18 protein-coding genes are annotated in these 20367 nt (G+C 72.8%); 7 read left to right on the top strand and 11 right to left on the bottom strand.

The features are described 5' to 3' along the window. Window positions 1–2: 2 nt before the first annotated feature. Both ABDB74_RS01685 and ABDB74_RS01680 read right to left on the bottom strand, forming a co-directional pair. Complete coding sequence (locus ABDB74_RS01685; RefSeq protein ID WP_346621277.1) at window positions 3–1124, bottom strand: glycosyltransferase family 2 protein; 1122 nt, start codon at window positions 1122–1124, stop codon at window positions 3–5. 570 nt (window positions 1125–1694) lie between these two features. Then, window positions 1695–2675, bottom strand: coding sequence for a glycosyltransferase (locus ABDB74_RS01680; RefSeq protein WP_346621275.1), 981 nt, complete (start codon window positions 2673–2675; stop codon window positions 1695–1697). A 34-nt stretch (window positions 2676–2709) separates the two neighbouring features. Between ABDB74_RS01680 and ABDB74_RS01675 the strand changes: the two genes are divergently transcribed. From ABDB74_RS01675 to ABDB74_RS01665, 3 genes are read left to right on the top strand one after another with little or no spacing between them, the layout of a single operon-like run. Continuing rightward, complete coding sequence (locus ABDB74_RS01675; protein ID WP_346621273.1) at window positions 2710–3309, top strand: phosphoribosyltransferase family protein; 600 nt, start codon at window positions 2710–2712, stop codon at window positions 3307–3309. Continuing rightward, window positions 3290–3958 (top strand): HAD family hydrolase, encoded by a 669-nt coding sequence (locus ABDB74_RS01670; RefSeq protein WP_346621272.1) that lies wholly within the window; start codon window positions 3290–3292, stop codon window positions 3956–3958. The genes ABDB74_RS01675 and ABDB74_RS01670 overlap by 20 nt, the downstream gene beginning before the upstream one ends. After that, window positions 3939–5000 (top strand): glycosyltransferase, encoded by a 1062-nt coding sequence (locus ABDB74_RS01665; protein ID WP_346621271.1) that lies wholly within the window; start codon window positions 3939–3941, stop codon window positions 4998–5000. Before ABDB74_RS01670 ends, ABDB74_RS01665 begins: the two co-directional genes overlap by 20 nt. A 22-nt stretch (window positions 5001–5022) precedes the next feature. On the opposite strand, the gene ABDB74_RS01660 is transcribed toward ABDB74_RS01665, so the two are convergent. From ABDB74_RS01660 to ABDB74_RS01650, 3 genes are all read right to left on the bottom strand, one after another. Beyond that, on the bottom strand, window positions 5023–6585 hold the full coding sequence (locus tag ABDB74_RS01660; protein WP_346621270.1) for a hypothetical protein: 1563 nt from the start codon (window positions 6583–6585) through the stop codon (window positions 5023–5025). Next, on the bottom strand, window positions 6582–7676 hold the full coding sequence (locus ABDB74_RS01655; RefSeq protein WP_346621269.1) for a hypothetical protein: 1095 nt from the start codon (window positions 7674–7676) through the stop codon (window positions 6582–6584). Before ABDB74_RS01655 ends, ABDB74_RS01660 begins: the two co-directional genes overlap by 4 nt. Window positions 7677–7943: 267 nt before the next feature. Continuing rightward, window positions 7944–8888 (bottom strand): glycosyltransferase family A protein, encoded by a 945-nt coding sequence (locus tag ABDB74_RS01650; protein WP_346621268.1) that lies wholly within the window; start codon window positions 8886–8888, stop codon window positions 7944–7946. A 230-nt stretch (window positions 8889–9118) separates the two neighbouring features. Between ABDB74_RS01650 and ABDB74_RS01645 the strand changes: the two genes are divergently transcribed. From ABDB74_RS01645 to ABDB74_RS01635, 3 genes are all read left to right on the top strand, one after another. Continuing rightward, window positions 9119–10555, top strand: coding sequence for a hypothetical protein (locus ABDB74_RS01645; RefSeq protein ID WP_346621267.1), 1437 nt, complete (start codon window positions 9119–9121; stop codon window positions 10553–10555). Window positions 10556–10640: 85 nt separating this feature from the next. Continuing rightward, window positions 10641–11549 (top strand): glycosyltransferase family 2 protein, encoded by a 909-nt coding sequence (locus ABDB74_RS01640; RefSeq protein ID WP_346621266.1) that lies wholly within the window; start codon window positions 10641–10643, stop codon window positions 11547–11549. A gap of 43 nt (window positions 11550–11592) precedes the next feature. Further along, the gene (locus tag ABDB74_RS01635) at window positions 11593–12540 is read left to right on the top strand and encodes a glycosyltransferase (RefSeq protein WP_346621265.1); all 948 of its coding nucleotides are present in this window, start codon (window positions 11593–11595) and stop codon (window positions 12538–12540) included. Window positions 12541–12592: 52 nt separating this feature from the next. Here ABDB74_RS01635 and ABDB74_RS01630 read toward each other — a convergent pair whose 3' ends face one another. The 6 genes from ABDB74_RS01630 to ABDB74_RS01605 form a co-directional block, all read right to left on the bottom strand. Next, the gene (locus ABDB74_RS01630) at window positions 12593–13540 is read right to left on the bottom strand and encodes a hypothetical protein (protein ID WP_346621264.1); all 948 of its coding nucleotides are present in this window, start codon (window positions 13538–13540) and stop codon (window positions 12593–12595) included. A 161-nt stretch (window positions 13541–13701) separates the two neighbouring features. Then, complete coding sequence (locus tag ABDB74_RS01625) at window positions 13702–15030, bottom strand: Gfo/Idh/MocA family oxidoreductase (RefSeq protein ID WP_346621263.1); 1329 nt, start codon at window positions 15028–15030, stop codon at window positions 13702–13704. After that, window positions 15027–15596 carry a dTDP-4-dehydrorhamnose 3,5-epimerase family protein gene (locus tag ABDB74_RS01620; protein ID WP_346621261.1) on the bottom strand — a complete coding sequence of 190 codons (570 nt, stop codon included), beginning with the start codon at window positions 15594–15596 and terminating at the stop codon, window positions 15027–15029. The genes ABDB74_RS01625 and ABDB74_RS01620 overlap by 4 nt, the downstream gene beginning before the upstream one ends. After that, window positions 15593–16621, bottom strand: a complete 1029-nt coding sequence (locus tag ABDB74_RS01615; RefSeq protein WP_346621260.1) for an SDR family oxidoreductase — start codon at window positions 16619–16621, stop codon at window positions 15593–15595. Before ABDB74_RS01615 ends, ABDB74_RS01620 begins: the two co-directional genes overlap by 4 nt. A gap of 170 nt (window positions 16622–16791) precedes the next feature. Further along, the gene (locus ABDB74_RS01610; protein WP_346621259.1) at window positions 16792–17607 is read right to left on the bottom strand and encodes a sugar phosphate nucleotidyltransferase; all 816 of its coding nucleotides are present in this window, start codon (window positions 17605–17607) and stop codon (window positions 16792–16794) included. 84 nt (window positions 17608–17691) lie between these two features. Then, window positions 17692–18792 (bottom strand): acyltransferase, encoded by a 1101-nt coding sequence (locus tag ABDB74_RS01605; protein ID WP_346621257.1) that lies wholly within the window; start codon window positions 18790–18792, stop codon window positions 17692–17694. 516 nt (window positions 18793–19308) lie between these two features. On the opposite strand from ABDB74_RS01605, the gene galE reads away from it, so the two are divergent. After that, a complete protein-coding gene (gene galE / locus ABDB74_RS01600; protein ID WP_346621255.1) occupies window positions 19309–20286 on the top strand; it encodes a UDP-glucose 4-epimerase GalE in 978 nt (325 codons plus the stop codon). Window positions 20287–20367: the final 81 nt, after the last annotated feature.

Here is a 20367-nt window from a genome sequence, read left to right as displayed (position 1 = left end):
GGTCAGACCTCCACGGTCTCTCGGAGGGGTGCCGGGGCGGGCTGCTGCCGACGCGGGCGGTACACCACGCGCGACATGAAGCGGAACCGGATGAGGAAGGCGAGGGCGAGGGTCAGCGCCTGGGCCAGGATCGGCCAGAGGTGCACGATCTCCACCAGGAGGACGAGGAAGGGCAGCCGGACCAGGGCCTCGGCGTTGTTGAACACCAGGTGCTGGGCCAGCCGGCGCGCACGGCCGTGGGCGCCGGCGCTCATGTCGCGGAAGACGAACCGCTCCTGCAGCAGGAAGTTGTGCAGGATCGAGACCTCGGCGGCGATGACGGCCGCCACGACGTAGTTCACCGGCAGCGGCCCGCTGATCAGCAGGGCCATGACGGCGAGGTTGACGACCGTGCCGAGGGCCCCGACCACCGCGAACCGGCTCACCCGGCCCAGCCGCAGGCTCAGCACCTGACGGAGGAAGCGGAACCCGTTGCGCCAGGACGCCTTGCTCTCCCCTGCCGCACGCTCGCCGAAGGTGAACGGGAGTTCCCGCACCCGCAGGTCGTGCCGGGCGAGGATCTCGAGCAGGATCTTGAAGCCGCGCGGGCGGAGCGCCGACGGGTCGACCGCCGCGCGGCGGAGGCAGAAGAAGCCGGTCATCGGGTCGGTGCACACCCGGCCGACCCGGCGCGGGAAGCACGCCCGGGCGACGGCCGTGCTCCCGCTGGAGATCACGCGGCGGTAGACGTTGCTCAGTCCGGAGGCGTCCCCACCCCCTCGGTAGCGGGACGCGACGGCGAGGTCCACCCCCTCGGCGGCGTCGCGGAGCTCGGGCACCATCTCCGGCGGGTGCTGCAGGTCGCCGTCCATGACGACGACGAAGTCACCGCGAGAGGCGGAGATCCCCGCGGTGACCGCACCGGACAGGCCGCCGACCCGCTCCCCGGCGCCCCGGTGGATCAGCCGCACCGGCAGGCCGGCGTGCGCGGCGACGCGCGCGATCTCCTCGGGGGTGTCGTCGGTGCTGTCGTCGACGAACAGGATCTCGGCGCTCCGCCCGTGCAGCGCGGCGGCGAGGCGGCCGACCAGGGCGGCGGCGTTCGCGCCTTCGTTGTACGTGGGGACGATGACCGTCGTGTCCACGCCGGACCTGCCCGGCCGGGGCTCCGGAACTGGTGCGGCCGCCGGCCCGCCGGGGTCGGCGACGGCGTTGCCCGTGACGACGAACGCTCGGTCCGGTCGCCGGGAACTCTCCCGGGCACGCCGACGGAGCAGCGGGGGCATGGACGTCCTCACTCGGAGCAGGGGCGGGCACGAGTCACCGCCCGCCGCAGCGTTGCGAGATCGATCCAGGTAGGTGACGTACCAGCCGGCGGCGCCGCGGTTGTCCCGCGACGGACCGCGCCAGTGCGATCGATCCCTACGGTCGTCGGGGTGGGCGGGAACTGCCACCCGGTCGGGAACGCGCTGGTGAGGCGTTGCCCACGCTGCATGACGGGCCGTGACGACGGACTACCTGCCTGCCCACGGGAGCGCCTGCGCGTCGGGCGTGCCCGGACACAGAGTCCGCGCAGGGATGCGGTGCGTCGTCGTCACGCATCGTTGTGAGATCTCACTCAGCATCCGGACGTTTGACCCGTCCGTGAGTCGACACGACCGCGCAGGCGGCTTCTCCACGACGGAGTGGACCGCTGACCGGCGCTCTGGACGCGGTCACCGCAACAGGTCGGCCAGCACCTCGGTCACGCTGGGCCAGGCGTCGGAGGACGCCGGATCGAGCGTCGCCGGCCGGCACGCGCGGTCGCGCTGTTCCGGGGTGAGCGGCCCGTCGACGAGCACCACGAGGCCCATCTGGTCCAGCCTGGTCACCAGCTGCTTCTGGTGGTCGTCGACGTGCTCGCCACGGGCCGCCTCCCGCGCCATGACCAACGGCGTCCGCCCGGCCCGCAGCGCCGTGGCGATGGCTCCGGCGCCGGCATGGGTGACGACGACGCGAGCGTCCCGTACCGCGGCGACGAACTCACCCGGGCTGACGAACGGCGTCGCGCGACCGTGTCGCGGGACCCGGGTCGAGACGCCCTGCTGAACGGTGATGGGCTCCGGCAGCAAGCCCCTGTCGGCTGCGTCGTCCACCCATTCCAGGAGGCGGTCGAAGGGGACGTCGTGGGAGCCCACCGTGACGAAGGTCCCCCGCCCGTCGGGTGCCGGTGACTCACCGACGGACTCGAGCAGCGTGGGCCGGCAGACCGCGGCACGGGGGTAGACCTGTCGCAGCTCGGGCCACTGCACGACCATGTCGGCCCCGAGCCGGGAGAGGATGCGCCCGCTCAGGCTGCCGCTCGTCACGCGGGCCATCGTCTCGACGAAGATCAGCCGGGCGCCGAGCAGCCGGGCGGTGATGGCGAAGGGCACGGTCAGCCCCGCCCCGGAGCTGATGACCAGTTCCGGCCGCTCGCGCACCGCCAACCGGATGCCGGCGAGGAACGACGCGATGCGCACGCTGCCGCGGTCCAGGCGAGGCAGCGTCCGCACGGTTTCACCCGAACGGCGGAGTTCCTCGGCCCGCGAGCCCTCGCTGGTCGTCCACGTCCGGTCGTGGTCGGCCAGCGCGGGGGCGAGCGCATGCAGCAGTTCCAGGTGACCGCCGAGACTCGCGATCAGGTGGACGCGTCTTCCGGCCATGACTTTGATCACTGCACCCTTCGGACGGGATGGTTACTCTCCGGGTATGCCGCGACGCCCAGACCGCCGCGACGTGTACGCCGACGACTTCCGCCGGTTGTGCGAGGCACTAGCGGGCGAGGTCCACCCCTTCCGACCAGATCTCGTCGTCGGCGTCCAGACCGGTGGTGCGTACGTCGCCGAGGCGATGCTCGCACGCCTGGGTCACCCGGCCTACGTCGCGGTCAGAGCACAGAGACCGGCGACACGGGTGAAGGAGAAGGTCCGCCTCGGTGCGCTGGTGGCCCGGCTCCCCCGGGGGATCGCCGACATCCTGCGCTGGGTGGAGGTCGAGTTCCGGGAGCACGGACTGCGTCGCACGCCGGCCGAGGACGCCGTCGTCGACTTCACGGCGGCTCAGGCCGACGAACTGCGCGCTGCCGCAGCGCCTGCCCGCCGCATCCTCGTCGTGGACGACACCATCGACTCCGGTCGCACCCTGTCGGGCGTCACCCGCGCAGTCCGGGCGACCGCGCCCGACGCCGAGGTCCGCACCGCGGTCCTCGCCTCGACCTGGAGCAATCCTCCGGTCCGAGCCGACCACTGCCTGTTCGACCGGACCCTCCTCCGCATGCCCTGGAGCCTGGATGCCACCCCACCGGCTTGAGCGGCCCGTCCTCGCCGTCGACCTGGACGGCACGCTGCTGCGGTCGAACACCTTCCCCTCCTTCGTCCGGATGGCCCTGCGCCGGTCGGTGGTCCGGGGGCGGCTCGTGTCCGCGGCCCGGCTGGTGTCGGCCTTGGTCGCGCGCAAGGTCTTCCGCGGACCGCACGAGCGGCTGAAGGCGACCGTGCACCGGGTCGGTGAGCGGTTGCACCCGGCCGACATCGACGCCTGGGTGTCCCGTGTCCACGCCGCGGATCTGAACCCGGAGGTGGCCCGCCTCGTGGCGGAGTGGCGCGGGCCCACGGTCCTGGCGACGTCCGCCCCGGCGCTGTACGCCGATCTCTTCGGCGAGCTGTCGGGCTTCACGACGGTCCAGGGCAGCGAGTTCGTCGACGGCCGTGGGTACGTCGAGAACGTCCACGCGGCGAAGGCCGAGCGCCTTCAGGCTGTCCTCGGCTCGCCCCTGGACTGCGCGATCACCGACGACCTCGTCGTCGACGGCCCCCTCCTGGCGCTCGCCGCCCGCCGCCTGGTGGTGGAGCCCTCCGGGGTCGTGCGGGAACTGCACCGGCAGGAGGAGCGCTCCCTGCCGGAGACGGGGCAGCACCCCCTCGACGAGAGGACGGACGATGCGCAACCGCGCGGGTGATCGGAGGCCGGCGGTCTCCGTCGTGACGTGGCAGCGGCACGCCGGTCGCGCCGAGGAGATGGCCGCCGCGCTCGGTGGCGAGGCCGTCCACGTCTACTACCCCGGCCTCACCTCCGGCGTGGCCCGCAACCTCGGGCGCTACGCCCTCTCCGCGCTGGCGACCGCGGCGCACCTGGTGGTCCGGCGCCCCCGAGCCGTCCTCGTCACCAACCCGCCGGTCGTGCCGGGCCTGATCAGCACGGTGTACGGCCAGCTCACCGGGCGTCCGGTCGTGCTCGACAGCCACCCGACGTCATTCGGGGCCAAGGACCACGCGATGTCGCAGCGCCTGCTCCCGGTGCACCGCGCGATGGCACGCCGCGCCGCCGCCGTCATGGTGACCACCGAGCACTGGGTGCGGGTGGTCGAGGGCTGGGGCGCCCGCGGCATCGTCGTCCACGAGGCCCCGCCGGCGTGGACCGTCTCGAGCCGGCCGGATCCCGGCGGGCGGCGCCCGCGGGTCCTCTTCGTCGGCGTCTTCGGATCCGATGAACCGGTCGACGTGGTGATGGACGCCGCCCGCCGGCTCCCCGACGTGGAGGTGCACGTCACCGGGGACCCTGCACGCTGCCCGGCGCCCCTGCAGGCGTCCCTCCCGTCCAACGTCGTCCTGACCGGGTTCCTCGGTCCCGCGGACTACCGCCGGGCGGTCGAGGAGGCGGACGTGCTCCTCGTCCTGACCACGGAGCCGACGTCGGTCGTGCGCGCCGGCTACGAAGCGGTCTACGCCCGCCGCGCCCTGGTGGTGTCGGACACCCCGGTGCTCCGGGAGGTCTTCCCCGCCGCCGTGCACACCAGCAACACCGCTGACGCGGTCGCCGACGCGCTGCGCCGGGCGCTGTCGACGGCGGGCGACCCCGAACCGCTCGACCGCGCCCACGCCACCCAGCAGGCCCGCTGGCAGTCGCAGCTCGCGGCGCTCCGTCAGGCGATCGCCCGGGGGCCGCGGCGCGGCGTCGGAGGCGACGCGAATGAAGGCCGGTCCGCCCGTCCGGCCGGGTGACCTGCCCCGGACGCGGGCCGGGTCAGGCCTGCGCGGCGGGAACCCCGGGTCGGACGAGGGACGCGTCCACATCGGGCTCGGCGTCCCCCCACCGGTCGGTACGGGCACGTCGTGGCTCGATCGCCAGCACGGCGCCGGCGATCGGCACCAGCGCGTAGGACAGGCCGGCGTTGCTCACGTAGGGCCAGACCTGGGCCGCCGCGGGCAGGAAGGACATGACCCCGACGATCGCGAGGGCTCCTGACCGGGCGACGTTCGTCCGCGCGAGCCCGTGGCGCAGGGCGCGCACGGCGATCGCCCCCATCGCCACCCACGCTGCGACGACCAGTCCGATCCCGCCGCGCAGGAGGTAGGACAGGTTCTGGTTCTCCGTGGCGTCGAAGAGGGCACCCGGGACCCGTTCGGTACCCAGGCCCACCGGAGCCGCACTGGCGACCACGGGGAGGTAGTCGCGCTCCCAGACCAGGAAGCGGTACTGCAGGGTCTGCAGGAAGCCGATGTCCGGCCCTCCCAGCCCTGCCGTCACCGCGGACTCCGAGGTCTGCTGCTCGGCACGGTCGGCGATCGCCTCGGGGAAGAGGAGCAGCGCCATCGTCGCCAGGACGGCGAGGACGACGACCGCGGAGATCAGCCGGCGCGCGAACAGCGCGGCGACGATGACGGCGATCGGCAGCCACAGCAGGAGGGTCACCGTCACCGCGAGGACGAGCGCCGCCGCGTCGATCAGCAGGACGACGAGCAGATGGCTGGTCGGGAGAGCGGTGCGGTCGCCGCGCAGGAGCATCACCGTGGCGGTCACCATGGGGAGCAGCAGGTAGCCGCCGAACGAGTGCCAGATCGGGAAGGGGCCGGTGACCCGGAAGCTCTCGGGTACCGCGGCCCCTGCGCCGGCCGATTCGCCCACCAGCCCGGCGTTGCCGGTGAGGACGATGAGGAAGTCGCGGATCCCGGGGATGTCGAAGTACTGCATGATGCCGAGGACGGCGGGCACCAGGCTCACGTAGAGGACCCAGCGCAACACCGCGAACACGTCGGACCGCTGCTGCACACCGCGGGATGCCGCCCACCAGGCGAGGAACAGGAACGTCGGCTGCACGGTGACGAGGAAGGCGTCACCCAGGTTCCTCCCCTCGAGGAGGGGGATGTTGCCCACGGTGATGTGGTAGAGGCCGAACCCCACCGAGGTGATCGCGAAGGCGGCGAGCGCGTAGTCGACCCCGGTCGTCCGGCGCCACCGTGGCGGCCGGCGGATGAAGAGCGCGGCCGCCGCCACGATCACCAGCAGTTCGGACAGCTTCAGCCCTGGCAGGCCGATGCCCCGCGACAGACCCGCCAAAGCCGGAGAGATCGCGGCGACGACGACGACACCCACCAACGGCCGCCACCAGATGGCCACCCCGAGCAGCAGACCGCCGGTCAGCGCGAGGGGAGCGAACGGCTTGGTGGCCGCGGACGCTCCCACGATGAACGCGAGGGCCGCGAGGCCCAGCAGCACGGCGGCGGTGATCACCGGCGCGGGAAGCCGGCTCTCGCCCCGGAGCTCGGCCGGATTCGCAGTGCGCTCGGCCCCGGGGGCGGTCGTCACCTCAGCTGCGCCTGGGTCTCGCGCTCCTCGGCATCCGCGACGACCGGCGGCGGCTCTTCCTGCCCCGCCTGCGACGAGAGCGACCGGAGGCGGCGCCCCTCGGCCACGCCCAGGACGACGAGGGCCGGACCGACGGCGAGCGTCTCCAGCCGCTGGATCGCGAGAGTCACCGGCCGCAGCAGCGGGCGCCGCGGCAGCGCGAGGACGACCGCGTCGGCGTCCTGCAGGGCACGCTCGCTGCTGCCGTCGTCCGGGATCCGCCCCAGCGGCTGCCAGGACACCGGGGCGTCCTGGGGGTTCAGCCGGCCGGACTGCCGCAGGCGCGCTTCGGCTTCCCGCAGGTGGCCGGCGAACCGCGCGGAGGCGTCGGCCGAGCCTCCGCCCGCGGTGACGATGCCCACCACGCCGACGGACAGGGCGCTCTCCAGCACGCGCAGCACGATGGTCTCGTAGCGCTCGGGCGAGACGTTCCTGGGCAGGGTGAGGACCGGCCACGGAACCAGAGCCCGGATGTCCGCGGCCGACCGCACCTGGGTGAGCAGCCGCTCGAGCAGCACCGCCGTGGCGAGGCCCAGCAGGAGGCCGGCCGCGGCACCGATGTACGGGGCAGCCGGCGAGAGGCCGGGCTGCTCCTCGATCGTCTCGGGGAGCCGCAGCGGCAGCAGGGTCCCGGCGGGCAGGTTGGGGCTCGGGCTGACCGGTGCGACGAGCACGTCGGCCAGCGCGTCGAAGTAGGAGCGGACCTCGAGCTCGTCGGACGAGGTGTAGGTCACCCGGACCACCGCGCTGCTCGGGAGATTCACCGCGTCGCTGTTCTCCACCAGCTCGTCCACCGGGATCCCGGTCTGCGCGCTGAGGGCCTCCAGGAACTGCCGGTCCTGGGTGAGGAGGACGGCGTAGTTCCTGGCGGTGCGCTCGGCGTCGTAGGGGCTCGAGGGCCGCGGGTCCGGCACCGTCACGACCGCGTCGTCGGGAAGCGGCGGCTCGAGGGGGACGATCAGGGCCGCTTCCGCGGTGTAGGACGAGGTCGAGACCGTCTGCAGCCACGTCGTGGCGACGACCGCGAAACCGATCCCGATCACCAGCGCCACCAGACCGAATCTGCGCAGCGCGGTTCCCAGGACGTGGTGGTTGGATCTCGTAGCGATGACCGGCCTCCTTCGGCGGCGTAAGTGGGCTGCCGCCAGCCCTGCAGGCGTGCCGAGCGACCGGAGCGCCGCACTCCGCCCCGTACACGGTAGCCGAGCGCACGGACTACCTGCGGCGTTGCACGGCTCCGACAGCCGGGGCCGACCTTAGGCGGCGGAGCGCCGGTCGACCAGACCCTTCACCCGGACAGGGCAGCACCCGCTCCCCCGTCAGCGACCCCCGGACGACGCCGCCACCAGGAGCATGCCGTGCTGGTGCTCGAAGCGGCGCAGCACCCTCGCCACGGCCACCGCGGGGCGCGGGTCCCGGAGCCGGACGGCGAGCCGGAGGGCGCCGACGAGCACCGCCGTCAGCGGTCGCCGGACCGGTTCCCGCCGGGCGGCCCGCAGGAGCGCGGACAGGGGCCGGGGCAGGCCGGCCGCCACCTGGTCGAGCTCGGCGTCCGTGACGGACTCATGGGCGAGCGCCAGAGCGGCGCGTCCGGAGCCCTGCTCCACGGAGTCGCGGACGAACTGCCGGATCGTCCGGGAGTGCTGGTGGGTGGCTCCCAGACGGCGGTCGAACACCCCGGTCAGGCCGGCGTCCGCGCATGCCAGGCCGATGGCGCGGTCCTCGTGCCGGAAGCGGAAGCTGCCGAGCGAGCCCAGACCCGCCCGCTCGTAGCCGGCGCGGGTCATGGAGACGTTGCCCATCCACAGGTGCTGCAGGACGTCCGACGCATCCGTCTCGTACCGGGCGCAGCGCCCCTCGTACTCCTGCGCGTAGAGGATCGTCGCGAACGCCGCCCCGGTCGCCGGTGAGGGGACGACCGTCGGCATGTACCCCACCACGACCAGGTCGTCCCGCGCCTCGTGGGCGGCCACGTGCCCGGCCAGCAGGCCAGGGCCGGGCAGCACGTCGTCGTCCAGGAAGAGGAGCACGCGCGCGCGGGCCCGCGCGACCGCCGCCGCGTTGGCGGCCCGTTTGCCCGCGTTGTCCTGGCGCAGGGGCACCACCCGGGCGTCCTCCGCGGCCAGCGCCTGGAGCGCTTCCCACGTCCCGTCGGAGCTGCCGTCGTCGACGACGACGACCTCGGAGGCGGCGAGATCCTCGGCGAGGAGCGCACGGATCGAGGCGAGAACCGACTCCCGGCGGTTGTGGGTAGGCAGCAGCACCGAGATGAGCGGCTCACCTTCCGCCACTCCATTCACACCCGTCCCGCCCACGTGCAGCAGTCTGCCACGGGTCCTCGCAGGTCCAGGCCCCGTCGGCCGAACCGGAGTTGCGGAACTCACCGCAACGGTCTTGTCACCCGTTCGATAACAGGCTTCACTGCACGGGACTGTTCCATCACAGATTGTGATCTGGATGGACGTGACTTCCCCTCGCCTGCCGGAGCAGACCCATGAGCCGATCCACCGCCCGTCCGCATGCCGTGCGGCGCCTGTACACCCTCGCCGTGATGACCGCGGTGCTGGTCGTGTGCGCCGTTGCGGCGGCGCTCGCCGCGCCGACGACGATCGAGCCCCAGCGGACGGCCCGGCTGGACGCCGCGGAGATCCCGCTCCCGGACGTCGCCTCGACGAACGTCCACCCCACCGCGCCCGCCCCCGCGCCGGTCCCTGCGCCGGCGCCCGCCGGCTCCGCGGCCGCCGTCGCCCCGGCGCCCGCCGGCTCCGTGGCCCCGGTCGTCCCGGCGCCCGCGGCCTCCCCCGGCGCTCCGGGTGGCGGCACCCCCTCGCAGCCCGCTGCACCCGCCGCGCCGGCGGCCGCCCCTGCCGGCGCGTCCGACACCGCCGGCACGTCCGGGGCTGCCGGCACGTCCGGGGCTGCCGGCACCTCCGGGGCTGCCGGCACCTCCGGGGCTGCCGGCACCTCCGGGGAACCCGGCGGGACGGGGACGCAGGTGGCTCCGGGCGCCGTGGCCGCTCCCTCCTCCCCCGCCCCGGCGGGGACGGCCGGATCGGCCGTCGAGGCGACGACCGGCAACGCGGGCGCCTCCCCCGCGCTGGCGAGCGGGGAGCCTTCTTCCGCCGATGCGCCGGTCGTGCCGGCCGGCCACTCACGTCCCACCCAGACCGGCCGGCTCACCTGGGCACCGCCGCGGCTCGACAACCCCATCACCGTTCGCGTGTCGGCCAGCAAGAGCACTCTGCGCCTGGACAACGACCGCGACTACCTCATCGACATGCCCGACACGGTCCTGCGAACCGTGAACGGCCTGACGATCACCGGCGGGCGCGACGTCGTCCTGATCGGCGGTCACATCGAGGCGCGGGAGACGGCGAAGGGTGCCGCCCGCGGCCTCTACCTCAAGGACCAGACCGGCACCGTCCACGTCGAAGGGCTGCGCCTCTCCGGTGACCGCGCGACCGAGGGGATCAACCTGGACCAGCGGCGCGGCGCCACCGTCCAGCTGCAGAACATCGGGGTGGGGACCGTCCGGGGCTCCTACGCCGGACACCACGCCGACGTCCTGCAGACCTGGGCCGGCCCGGACGTCCTGCGGGTCGACCGCCTCGAGGGTTCCACCACCTACCAGGGCTTCTTCCTCGACCCGAAGAAGTTCCTCGACCGGGCGCCCACCCTGTTCGACTTCCGGAACGTCGTGCTCCGGGACTCCGGGAGGACCAGCGCCTACCTGCTGTGGCAGTCCGGCCGGTTCCCCATCTCGACGGAGAACGTGACCGTGGCGCGGAATCCGTCCAAGGGCTTCCCCAAGTACGTCCTGCGTTCCCAGATGGGGTCCTGGAACGAGGTGGTCGACGGCGGTTCGGCGACGCCGAGCCCCCTCCTCGGAACTCCGGGGCTCTCCTACGTCAGCCCTGGCTACGCCTCGTAACCCGCGGGGATGACCGACCGTGCCGGGGAGCGGTTGGTCTGGTAGACGTTCGACTCGAACCCGAACCCGTCTAGCGAGGTGCAGCGTGAGTCAGAGGACGGCAGGCGAGACGGCCCACGTGGCCATCATCGTCACCCACTACAAGTCCGTCCCGGCGCTCGAGGCATCGCTGGTCGCCATCCGCGACGTCGCGGATCCGGGCCGGACCGAGGTGGTGGTGGCCGACTCCGAGGTCCAGCCGGGCACCGAGGAGGCCGTGCGGGCGATCCTGCCCGGGACGAACTTCATCGGGTTCGCCGACGACGTGGGATACGCCGTCTCGGTCAACGCAGGCATCCAGGCGACGAGCGCGCCGTACGTGCTGGTCATCAACGCCGACGTGCGCATCGCCGAGGGCACCGTCGAGAAACTGGTCGCGGCGTTGGAGGCGGACCCGTCGCTCGGGCTCGTCGCACCGATCCTGCGCTACGACGACGGGGCCCTGCAGGACTCGGCCTTCCGGTTCCACCGGCCGACCACGATCCTGCACCGCCGCACGATGGTCGGAGGGACGGCCTGGGGCCGGGCGGCGCTCCGGAAGTTCACCGAACCTTCCCGAGTCGTCGAGCGGGCGATCGGCGATCCGGAGGCCGCCCCGGTGGAGACCGACTGGGTCCTCGGAGCCGCCATGATGGTCCGCCGGGCGGCACTGGAGGAGGTGGGCCCGCCCGACACCCGGTACTGGATGTACTTCGAGGACGTCGACTGGTGCCTGCGCATGTGGCACGCCGGATGCCGGGTCGCCGTCGTCCCGGGTGCCGAGGCCTTCCACACCTACGGGCGGGCGAGCCGCGGAAAGGGACCCCGGGCCCTGCTCACGAACCAGATGGCCCGCGTCCACGTGCGGTCGGCGGTGAAGTTCTTCCTGGCCCACGGCCTGCGGCCGACACGGTCCCCCCGCAAGGGGCCCTCGCGTCCGTGGCGCCGGCCCGCGGAGACGACGGTGGGCTCGTGAACGGCCGGGGCTGCGTCCCGCCGGCCCGCCACCAGGGGCCGGAGTGACGGTCCTCCTGGCCTGCTCGGGTGGTGGACACCTCAAGCAGCTGCACGAACTGGTCCCGCGGCTGGGCATCGAGGGCCTTCCCCGTCTGTGGGTGACCTTCGACGGTGGGCTCAGCCGGAGCCTCCTCGCCGATGAAGACGTCGTGTACGCGCGGCACGCCGTTCCCCGGGATGCGGCGAACATCCTCCGCAACGCCGTCCAGGCTGCGGGCCTGCTGCGCCGTCGGCGGTTCAGCATGGCGGTCAGCACAGGCGCCAGCCCCGCCGTCTCCTACCTGGTGCAGACCGCGCTGCGGGGCGTGCCGAGCCACTACATCGAGACGGCTGCCCGGGCCGACGGACCGTCGCTCACCGGGCGGATCATGGCCCGCACGCCCGGTGTACGGACCTACACCCAGTACCCGGCGTGGGCGTCGGACGGATGGAGCTACGGGGGTTCGGTCTTCGACGCCTACCGCAGCGACTCCCCCACCCCCCGCGCGACGATCCGCTCCGCCGTCGTGAGCCTGGGAACCGCGGAGTCCTTCGGCTTCCGCCGCCTCGTCGAGCAACTCGTCCCCCTGCTCGACGGCTGCGAGGTGACGTGGCAGACGGGCGCGACCGACGTGACCGGGCTCCCGGTGGCCGGGCGGGAGCAGGTGCCGCACCACGAGCTGGCCGCCGCGGTCGCCGAGGCGGACGTCGTCATCTCGCACGCCGGCACAGGAGCCGCCATCACGGCCCTGGAGCAGGGCAAGAAGCCGCTCCTGGTCCCCCGCCGGGTCGCGCACGGCGAGCACGTGGACGACCACCAGACCCAGATCGCCGGCGAGCTGGCCCGGCGCGGTCTCGCGGTCCACCGCGAGGCGGAGGACGTCGACCACGCGGCGCTGCTCGAGGCGGCCTCGGGACGGACGGCCCGGATCCCGGCTCCCCCGCCGTTCCGGCTCCGCCCCGGACGCTGACCCCCGCCGCACCCGGCACCGCACCGGCGGGCCAGCGGTCCCGCGGGCGCGGTCAGTCGTCCGCGCCCACGTATCCCGGCGACTCGTAGCCGACCCCCGGTTCACCCGCCGGCATCTGCACCGTGGTGGGCGGGGGCCCGACCGCCACGTCGTCGAGGTCCCCTTCCAGGACGTACCGGCGAGCCTTGTCCTCGGAGGGCACGACGTGGACGTCGGTCGTGGACAGCCAGGGCGCGTCGTCGTGCGTCCACAGCAGGTAGGCGGCGTCCTCGTCCCCGGTCAGGACCACCCGGCGGAAGTCCCACTCCTCCGGGTCCTCGTCGCCGAACTGCCGCGGCAGCAGGAAGAAGCCCTGGTAGCCGGTGGTCCCCGTGAAGCCGTCGATCCGCAGGCGCTCGGGGCCCGCCCACGTCTGCAGCAGATCGGCGTGGTGGCCGTCCGCCGTGCCGGTGACCATGTCGACGGAGATGTTCTGCAGCTGCACCGTCGCGCCCTCGCGCTGGTCGAGGTTGATGCCCTCCCGCAGGTCCTCACCTCCGAGGGACAGTCCCTCGATGTGCAGCGTCCCGGTCTGGTCGATCAGGTACAGGGCCCGGTCCTCGGCCTCGATCCGCCCACCGATGAGGACGACGTCCTCTCCGCCCTTGATGGTCAGCCCGCGGTCGGAGACGAGGGGCTCGTCGGGCAGGACTATCCAGTAGTCCTGATCGTCCTCGAGGCGCAGGGACGTGTCGTCCTCGGTGACGTTGATGACCTCCGGCGCCTCCAGGGCCGGAGGGGCCCAGGTCAGCCGAGCGCCCTCGTCGGCGACCGGTGCGTCCGGCGGGAGGATGGCAGGATTCCGGTTGCTCGACGGGCCGAGGGCCACCTGCAGGAGGTACCCGCCGATCCCGATCACCGCGATGACCACGAGCACCACCAGCCACCGGCGGCCGCGAGCGCCGGCCCGCGGGGCCGACGACGGCGACGAGGGCTCGGCGCGATCGATGGTGTGTGACATGGTCGGACCTCCCCTGCGACTCGGTGGCCAGTGATGCGCCTGGCGACGACGACCGCGGACCTCCGCGGCCCCGATGACGGACAGGAGGGCGTCGTCCTCCTGATCACCGTACGCGGCCCGACGTGGAGTCGGCACCTGGCCCACGGCCAGGATGCGCCCCGTCACCCCGTCCCGGCGCTGGCTCCCGCCGGATGCGCGGCCGGCTCCCCGAAGAACCGCTCGTCCTGCTCGGCTCGCAACCGGTCGACCAGCCGCCCGGACGGGAGCTCCACGTCCGCGTAGCCGATGACCTCGTCCCTCCGCACGTCGCGCCGCAGCCGGCAGCCCTCGGCCAGCCCCACGGGCAGCAGCCGGTCGGCGTGGGTGACGTCGGCCCGCTCCGCCTCGCCGTAGTAGTGGTAGCCCCCCGGCCGGTCGAGCACCGTCCCCGCCGGCAGGTCCGTCTTGGCCAGCGTGACGACGTCGACCTGGGGGGCGCCCAGCGGGCGGATGGCCGGGTCGCCCAGCAGCGCCACCCGGGCGACGGTGGTCGGGACCTCGAAGTGGCACAGGTGGTAGGGCGTGTAGAAGCTGTACAGCGGCCCGCTGCCCAGCTTGTACAGCTCCAGGTAGTGCCGCTGCTTGGGGTCGTCGTGCTCGGCCATGACGTACACGCCCGGGCCGGGCCTGGCGCCCACCACGTAGTCGACGACGCCGCCGAGGTTCCGCAGCTCGTCGACGTCGTACCGCTGGGTGAGCTCGTCGACGTGCCCGGTGTGGTCCATGGCGTACAGGCCCCGCTTCGGCGCGGTGAACCCGGCCGCGTTGGCCACCAGGGCCTGCTCGACGCTGACCTTGGTCCCGTCGGCGAAGCTGGTGACCATCCACGGGTCCTGCCCCCAGCGCCTGGCGAAGCCCTCCTGCGTCGTGGGGTTGCGGTAGGGGTCCTGCAGGCCCTTGATGTTGCCCGCGACCAGCGGCCGCAGCCCGATCTGCCGGACGAACCGGAGCAGGTTCATCTGGACGGCCGGCTGGTCGCCGTCCGCGCCGGAGTAGACGATGCCGGCCGCGTCGGCCTTGGTGGCGAGCAGCGGGCCGAGCGTGGCGTCGACCTCTGCGTTCAGCAGCACCAGGTGCTTGCCACCGGCGATGCAGGCCAGGGCCAGCTCCGCGCCGAAGCCCACGGCACCGGTGGCGTCCACGACGACGTCCACGGCGTCGCTGCCGGACACCAGTGCGATGTCGTCGGTGACCGCGACGTCGCCCGCACCGGCGATCCGCACGACGTCGGCCGGGGACTCCGCGGCGACCGCCGTCGCGCCGGCCTCGGTGACCACGGCGGCGGCCTTGGCGGGCGTGCGGTTGCAGACGACGGTCAGCTGCACGCCCGGCGTGCTGTTGACCACCTGGTTGACCAGGCCGCGGGCCATGAAGCCGGCACCGACCAGGCCGAGGCGGACCGGGCGGCCCTCGGTCTGCCGCTGGAGGAGCAGGGAGTCGATCACGGTCACGCGGACACCCCCGAGCGGAAGCGCTCGGTGTTGGCTGCCTCGCCGAAGGCCGGCCAGGAGGCGTCCTTGTCACTGATGACCGTGACCTCGCGCGGCCAGGTGACGCCGAAGGCGGGGTCGTCGTAGCGGTAGCCCACCTCCGCGCCGGGCGCGTACGGGACGCTCACCATGTACAGCACCTCGGTGTCGTCGGTCAGCGTCTGGTAGCCGTGCGCCAGGTGCGGCGGCAGGTACAGCCCGAGCCGGTTCTCCGCGGACAGCTCGACCTGGACGTGCTGGAGGTAGGTCGGCGAGTCCGGGCGGACGTCGACGGCGACGTCGACGATCGCGCCCCGGGTGCAGCGGATGAACTTCGACTCCGGGTGGCCCGGCAGGGACAGGTGCATCCCCCGGAGAGTGCCGGCGCGGTGGTTCCACGAGACGTTGCACTGGGCCACCTCGGGCCGCATCCCGTGCGCCTCGAACTCGGCGGTGTCGAAGGAGCGGGCGAAGCCCCCGCGCTCGTCGGTGAACGGGGTCATCTCGACGAGGTGGACGCCGTCGACCCCCAGGGGCGTGTACTTCACCGCGCGGCCTTCCAGTAGAGCTGCGGGTCGACCTGCTGTGTGCGCATCAGGTACTCGATCTGCTTGAGCCGGGTGTGCCCCCGGCCGGTGAACGTGGCCTCGTCCAGGTCGATGGCCTCGAAGATGCTGCGGAGCTGAGCGGCGCCGGCGCTCGCGTCCCAGTCGGTCTCGTAGCCGGGCAGCACCGCCCGGATGCGGTCGAAGGCGACCCGGTAGCTGCGGTTGTCGGCGCCCGGGTCACCGAAGGTCAGGTCGCAGCCCGGGAACTCCGCGGCGACGATCTCGGCGATGTCCCGGACGCGGTAGTTGTTGCTCTCGCTGCCCACGTTGAAGATCTCGCCGTGCACCCGCTCCCGCGGGCTCTCCAGCGTCATGCGGATGGCCTTCGCGATGTCGAGCGCGTGGACCAGCGGCCGCCAGGGCGAGCCGTCACTGGTCATGGCGATCCGCTTCGTCGTCCAGGCCAGCCCGGACAGGTTGTTCAGCACGATGTCGAACCGCATGCGCGGACTGGCGCCGAAGGCCGTCGCGTTGCGCAGGAACGTGGGCGAGAAGTCGTCGGTGACCATGGCGGCGACGTCCCTCTCCACCAGCGCCTTGCAACGGGCGTAGGAGGTCTGCGGCGACACCGGGCTGCTCTCGTCGACCGTCCCCTCGGCGACGCCGTAGACGCTGCACGAGGACATGTACACGAACCGGGACACCCCGGCCGCCCGGGCCGCCCGGGCGAGGCGCACCGATCCGTGGTGGTTGATGTCGTAGGTGACGTCGCCGATCAGGTCGCCGATCGGATCGTTGCTGAGCTCGGCCATGTGCACGATCGCGTCGACGCCCTCGAGGTGCTCGGGGCCCAGCCGCCGGATGTCGAGCGCGAGGGTCTCGGGGATGCGGTCGAGCCCCGGGTACAGCCAGCCGTTCTTGTAGTACCCGACGTCCACCCCGACGACGTCGTGCCCTGCCCGGAGCAGTTCCTGCGCCGCGAGGCAGCCCAGATAGCCCTCGGTGCCGGTGACCAGTACTCGCACGCTCGTCCTCGTCCTCGTCTTCGTCCGTGTCGTCGGTGCGACCGTACCGAGCGGCGAACTCGGTGGTCACGGTGCGTGATCGAGCCCGCGGAACGGCCGTCGAGCGCACCAGGTGCCTGATCGGAGCCGGGGGCCGGGATCACCCGGCCGCCCGCGCACGGGCGGGGGGATCAGTCGTCCCAGACCTTCCACTCCGCCCGGCCGTCGTCCCACAGCCCGTTGAGCTCCTTCCAGTCGCGGAAGGTGTCCATGCCCATCCAGAAGGCCTCGTGCCGGTAGACCCCGAGCTGACCGTCGCGGGCCAGGCGCTGCAGCGGAGCGTGCTCCAGCATCTCGTCGGTGGCATCCGGGTCGAGGTACTTGTCGATGAACTCGCGCTCGAAGAAGAAGAAGCCGCCGTTCACGTATCCCGTCTGCGACTGCTTCTCGTTGAACTGCGTCACGTCGTCCCCGTCGAGGACCATCTCGCCGTAGCGCCCGCTGGGGTGCACACCCGTGAGCGTGGCGAGCTTGCCGGACCGCCGGTGGGCTCGCAGCCCCGCGGAGAGGTCGATCGCCCCTATCCCGTCGCCGTAGGTCAGGGCGAACCTCGGCGCCTCGAGGTACTGCGCGACCCGGGCGATGCGCGCTCCGGTGGCCGTCGTCAGCCCCGTCTCGGCGAAGGTGATCTCCCAGTCCTCGTCCTCCAGCGCCGTGTGGAAGTTCAGGCCGTGGTCGCCGCGGAGGCTGAGGGTGAAGTCGTTCATCCGGGCCCGGTGATCGACGAAGTAGTCCTTGATCATGTCGCCCTTGTAGCCCAGGCACAGGACGAACCGGCGGTACCCGTGATGGCCGTAGGTCTTCATGATGTGCCAGAGGATCGGCCGGCCGCCGATGTCCACGAGCGGTTTCGGGAGGTGTTCGCTGGCCTCCCGCAGACGGGTCCCCATACCACCGCAGAGGATGACCACCGGTATGTCGGCGGCTGCGACGTCCCGGGTCTCCATGACAGTTCCTCCTGCGACGTGGTCGGCCGTTCCGGTCGACAGGCTAGAGCGCAGTCCCGGTCCGAAGGCAAGGACGGCCGCGAATCACCTGTTCGTGGCGCCCCCGGCGCCGGTCGGGGCGTTGTCGGCAGTGGTGGGCCCGCCACGCCGTGGCAGCGGCTTCTCCCCCAGCAGGACCACCCGGATCGGGTTGTAGCGGCCGAAGAGGCGCTCGAAGGCGATGGGCAGCAGGATCGCCGCCACCATCCCGGTGGAGAACACGGCGACCCGGCTGTCGACGCCGCCGGCGTCGAGCAGGAACCGGGACCCGGCCGCGGCGATGGTGTGCAGCAGGTAGATCGTGAACGCGTAGGCGCCGATCCAGGCCATCGGCCGGTTGACCAGCAGCCGGCGCACGTAGAACAGCGACGCGGTGCCCCCGAGACCGACGACCACGGCGAGCGCCCGCAGGGGGATCGTCGACGGGGAGGTGTCCATCCCGTTGGCGAGCATCACCTGCTGGGCGGTGGCGCCGAGCAGGAAGGCGGCGACGAGGACCGCCACCACCGGCCGCGGGGTGAGCGCGTCACGGTGCCGCGCCAGCCCGTACCCCAGGATGAAGAACGGGAACAGCAGCAGCGCCCCGCTGAGCCGGAAGAAGTCGATCGCCGAGGGCACCTCGACGAGGACGTAGACGACGACACCGGCCGCCAGTGTGGCGCCCCAGCCGCGCAGGCTCTCCAGCCGCTGGGTCGCGTCGAGGACGGCGACCACCGTCATCACCAGGAACAGCGCCTCGAGGAACCAGAGGTGGGAGTACCCGTAGAGATATCCCCGGGCGATGTCCGACACCGACGGAGCGGCGTTCGAGGCCCCGCCGCCCACCATCTGGAGCAGGCCGATGAGCGCGATGAGCGGGATGAGCGGGAGGAGCAGACGCCGGGTCTTGGCCTTCAGGAACGTGGGCACGGCCGGCCAGCCGGGCACCGGGCGCATCGCGTAGACGTAGCCGGAGATCACCGTGAACAGCGGCATCCGGATGTACTCGAGGGAGTCGTTGATGTAGCGACCGACCGTGTCACCTGAGACGGCCATCCCGGTGCCGGCGTCGAGACCGTAGACGTGTGCGCCCACCAGCATCAGCACGGCAAGGCCGCGGAGCGTCTCGATCGACGCATCCCGGCCGCGCCGGGGCAGGGCGGTCACCGCGTCGGCGCCTACCGGCCGGGAGTCGCCGCCCGGCGTCTTCCCCCGTCGCCCGAAAACCATAGGCAGAACTCCACTCCTCGGTGTCCATCCGTCCCGACACGCCCGGAACCTGCGCGCCAGCCTGCTGCATCCGGAGCGTCAGTCCAAATCGGAATACCACAGCCACGGCCGCAATGGCCCGTCCGTTACTCCATGAGTTCCGCCGGATCAGGCCGGGTGACCGTCCACCTCGTAGAAGCCGACCGGCAGCATGTCGTCGGCACCGGCGCGGGGCCGACCACGACCACGCCGATCGTCAGACCGAGGAGCCTTCCGCGCCCGACCGGGCGGCGCGCTCCGGAGCCCGGGCCCCAGGCGGCCGGCCATCACCGGCGCCCCAGGGCTGGCGGAACCTGCGCTCGGACAGCCGCCATACTGGCAGCCCCACGCCACTCCACGGCGCTCCACGCACTGCTGCCGGTCCGCCGATCCGGGCCCACGGGCATGGCATGGCATCAGCGAGCGGAGAACTGCATGGCTATCCTGATCACCGGTGGCGCCGGCTACATCGGCGCCAACGCCGTCCGCCGGCTCTCGACGGCGGGAGAGGACGTCGTCGTGGTCGACGACTTCTCCACCGGTCACGAGTCGCGCGTGGGTCGGGCGCCCACCCTGCGGCTGGACCTCTCCGCCACCGGCAGCGTGGGCCCGCTCACCCAGTTCCTCGTCGAGCACCGTGTGGACGGGATCATCCACTTCGCGGCGAAGAAGAGCGTGCCCGAGTCGATGGAGCGGCCGCTCTGGTACTACCGGCAGAACGTGGACTCGCTGATCGCCGTCCTGGAAGCCGCGCGGGACGCGGGCGTGCAGCGTCTGGTCTTCTCCTCGTCCGCAGCCGTGTACGGCGACGTACCGGCCGGGCGCGTCGACGAGGACCGGCACCTCGACCCGGCCAACCCCTACGGCCGCACCAAGCTCGTGGGCGAGCTCCTGACCCGGGACGCCGCACGAGCCGGCGTGGTGCGTGTGGCGAACCTGCGGTACTTCAACGTGGCCGGGGCCGGCGCCGACGACCTCGGCGACCCGCAGACGAACAACCTGCTGACCATCGTGCTGGACCGGCTGTCCCGTGGCGAGCCCGTCGACGTCTTCGGCACCGACTACGACACCCCCGACGGCTCCTGCGTCCGCGACTTCGTCCACGTGGACGACCTGATCGACGCGCACCTGGCGGCGCTCGACCATCTGCGGACGGACGACCGCGGATACGACACCTTCAACGTCGGCACGGGCTCGGGCGCCTCCGTCCTCGACGTGCTCCGGGCCGTCGAGGACGTCACCGGCCGTCCGCTCGCGGTCCGCCAGGCGCCCCGGCGCCCCGGCGACCCGGCGACGGTGGTCGCGGATGTCACCCGCATCCGGCAGACGCTCGGCTGGAGCGCTCGGCTGGGGCTCCGGGAGATCGTCGAGTCGGCGTGGCGCGCATGGCCGGCCCGCAGCAAGCACGACTGACGAGGCGCCCGGCGCGCTCGCCCGCCCCACGCACGACACGGGGACTGCGCATCGAGTGGACGGCGTGCTGCGGGTCGTCAC

Source organism: Blastococcus sp. HT6-4, assembly GCF_039679125.1.
GTDB lineage: Bacteria > Actinomycetota > Actinomycetes > Mycobacteriales > Geodermatophilaceae > Blastococcus > Blastococcus montanus.
The sequence above is the reverse complement of the archived record's forward strand: the minus strand, read 5'-3'. Positions and strand labels throughout refer to the sequence as shown.